At 63.6% G+C, this 2,850-nt stretch carries 5 protein-coding genes; all 5 read right to left on the bottom strand.

What is annotated here, in order from left to right; all coding sequences use genetic code 11:
• Nucleotides 1-534 (bottom strand): 16S rRNA (guanine(527)-N(7))-methyltransferase RsmG (gene rsmG / locus LQV45_RS23845; RefSeq protein WP_230009112.1); only part of this gene is annotated, 534 nt, incomplete at its 3' end.
• A 16-nt stretch (nucleotides 535-550) separates the two neighbouring features.
• Nucleotides 551-1,141, bottom strand: coding sequence for a R3H domain-containing nucleic acid-binding protein (locus LQV45_RS23850; protein WP_230009108.1), 591 nt, complete (start codon nucleotides 1,139-1,141; stop codon nucleotides 551-553).
• A complete protein-coding gene (gene yidC, locus LQV45_RS23855; protein ID WP_230009109.1) occupies nucleotides 1,141-2,118 on the bottom strand; it encodes a membrane protein insertase YidC in 978 nt (325 codons plus the stop codon). Before yidC ends, LQV45_RS23850 begins: the two co-directional genes overlap by 1 nt.
• Before the next feature lie 15 nt (nucleotides 2,119-2,133).
• Nucleotides 2,134-2,529: a membrane protein insertion efficiency factor YidD gene (gene yidD / locus LQV45_RS23860; RefSeq protein ID WP_230009110.1), complete on the bottom strand. Its 396-nt coding sequence runs from the start codon at nucleotides 2,527-2,529 to the stop codon at nucleotides 2,134-2,136.
• On the bottom strand, nucleotides 2,522-2,850 hold a 329-nt coding region (gene rnpA, locus LQV45_RS23865), incomplete at its 5' end, for a ribonuclease P protein component (protein WP_230009111.1). The genes yidD and rnpA, both read right to left, overlap by 8 nt.

Below are 2,850 nucleotides of genomic sequence, written 5' to 3' on the forward strand. Positions count from 1 at the left end.
CTTGGCGGCCTTTTCGATTTCCTCGCCGGCGCTGCGTCCCTTGATGGCGACGACTTCTCCCTTGCCGGCCAGGAGCGGAATGGTCAGCCCGGCGAGATTGGACAGCGCGGATACGGCGCGGGCAGTCACGACGTCGGCGTTCACGAGTCCCACTGCGAGTTCCGCGCGGGTGCGCATGATCGTGACGTTCTGGAGGCCAAGATCATCCACCACCTCCTGGAGCCAGATGACGCGGCGCTCCAGTGGTTCGATCAGCGTCAGTTCCAGATCCGGCCGCGCAATGGCCAGGCACAGGCCAGGCAGGCCGGCGCCGCTGCCGACGTCGGCGACATGGCTTCCGTGGGCAATCTGGCTCTCAATGACGGCGCAGTTAAGCACGTGCCGGCTCCAAAGCCGCGGCACCTCACGGGGCCCGATCAGGCCCCGCTCGGTCCCGGATGTCGCCAGATGCTCGACGTAGCGTTTCGCCAGTTCCAGGCGGTCGCCGAAGATGGACTCTGCTGCCTTGAGTTCCGGCGCGGTAATTTCAACCATCAAGCTAGTCAACGGTTCAGTCTGCGGAGACAACGATGTGCCGGTCGGCGCCTTCGCCTTCGGACTCGCTCACGAGTCCCAAATCAGCGACGGCGTCATGCACGATCTTGCGTTCGTAGGCGCTCATCGGAGCCAGGGCAACTGCCTCACCGGAATCCTTCACAGCGGCGACGGCGTCTTCAGCGATCTTCTGCAGGTCGCCGGCGCGCTCGGCACGGTAGCCGTTGATATCCAGCACCAGGCGGGAGCGGTTCTCCGTCGCGGAGAGGACGGCGAGCCGCGTGAGCTCCTGGAGGGCCTCAAGGACTTCGCCGTCACGGCCCACCAGGCTGTCCAGCCCGGCGGCTTCCTCTTCGGCGACGATCGAGATGTACGTGCGGCCGTTGCGGACCTCGATGTCGATGTCGCCATCAATGTCCGCGATATCCAGCAGTTCCTCGAGGTAGTCCGCAGCGACGTCGCCTTCTTCTTCGAGGCGGCTGGCGGAAACACTCTTGCCGGTGCCGGTCTCCGCACCCTGTGACGAGTCGTCGGCCGCGCTCTGGGCGTCGTCCCGGTCGTCGTCAAACTCGGCGGAAATAGCGTGTTCGGTGCTCTCGGCGGACATTACTTCCTCTTCCTGTTCTTGCGTTGCGGCTGGACGCGCTGGGTCTTGGCTTCGACGGCGGCCGCGGCGGAGGCTTCGGCCTCGGCGTCGGCGTCGACCTTCTTGCCGCCCAAAAGGGGCAGGGCGGGCAGGCCCTTGGCTGCCCGGCGCTCGGCGAGAGCCTTGGCCGCCGGCGATCCCGGCGTAGGCATCCGGCGGATCACGAAGAACTGCTGTCCCATGGTCCACAGGTTGGTGGTGGTCCAGTAGATCAGGACGCCGATGGGGAAGTTAATACCGCCCACACCGAAGACGACCGGCAGGATGTAGAGCATCATTTTCTGCTGGCGCATGAACGGGCTGGCCAGGGCCTCTTCGGACATGTTCTTGGCCATGATCTGCTTCTGCGTGATGAACTGCGAGGCCGTCATGGCCAGGATCATCACGATGGAGAGGATCCACACCGACATCTGGTTCCCGCCGCCGCCGTGGAGCAGGGAGGCGGAGAGCGGGGCACCGAAGATGGTGGATTCGTCGAACTGCTTGACCTGTTCCGGGCTCATGGCGCCGATGCCCTGGCCGCCCGCCTTAGCCGAACTGATGCCGGAGAGCACCTGGAAGAGCGCAAAGAAGAAGGGCATCTGGATCAGCATGGGCAGGCAGGCGGAGAACGGGTTGGTGCCGTGCTTCTTGTACAGCGCCATCTGTTCCTGCGCCATGGCCTGGCGGGAGAGCTGGTCCGTCTTGCCCTTGTACTTGTCCTGCATTTTCTTCAGGTCCGGCTGCAGGAGCTGCATCCCGCGCTGGGCCTTGATCTGCTTGACGAAGACGGGAATCAGGGCGGCGCGGATGACCAGCACCAGCCCGATGATGGCCAGGGTCCAGGTCCAGCCGCTGGCCGCCGGCATGCCAATGGCGCTGAGTCCGTCATGGAAGCCGACCATGATGGCTGAGACCAGCCATTTGAACGGGGCCAAGATTGTTCCAAAGATGTCCATACGATTCCCTATTCGTCAGGCCGCAGTGCGGCCTTCTCCATCAGGCTGAGCAGCCAGGTATATGTCCGGATTGTTCAGCACAACAATTGTGGGGGTGCGGCCCGCGGGCCATTCCCGATGCCCGGCGGGGACATGGTCCACACCACCGGCATTCCATGGATGGCAGCGCAACAGGCGCCTCGCAGCGAGCCAGCTTCCTTTCACCGCGCCGTGGACGGTGATCGCTTCAAGGGCATAGGCCGAACAGCTGGGGAAAAAACGGCAAACCTGGCCGTACAGCGGTGAGATCACCTTGCGGTACGCCAGGAGCAACAGGATGAGGACATCGCGGGGCAGGTTCCAGACTGCCCGGCCCAACCATGCTGCTGCGGATCTTGCAGGAGGGACGACGGCGGCAGTTGAGTTACGCACGCGGGGTCCCTTCCTGTGTCGTCTCGTTAGAACCTGGTGAAGCAGCCTGCGAAAGGCGGTTGCCCAGCCTTTTCATGGTCGTCTCCAAAGCGGCGTCATAGTCGGCAAGCAGCTGGTCCCAGCTGGCTCCCGCTGCGGCGGGCAGGGCCCGGACCACAATGGCGAACCCGCTGCCGTATTTCTGCAACGACAATGCACCGGCTTCTCTCAGTCTCCTCTTAACGAGGTTCCTGACAACAGCGTTCCCGACACTCTTGGAAACGATGAATCCGATCCGGCTTGGTTCATCGGCAGCGAGAGCTGCCGCATATAACACTACGT

Source organism: Microbacterium sp. Bi128 (assembly GCF_918698205.1).

Excerpts from the sequence above, each read along its gene's own strand:
- yidC (WP_230009109.1), bottom strand. The coding sequence starts at position 2,118 with ATGGACATCTTTGGAACAATCTTGGCCCCGTTCAAATGGCTGGTCTCA.
- LQV45_RS23850 (WP_230009108.1), bottom strand. The coding sequence starts at position 1,141 with ATGTCCGCCGAGAGCACCGAACACGCTATTTCCGCCGAGTTTGACGAC.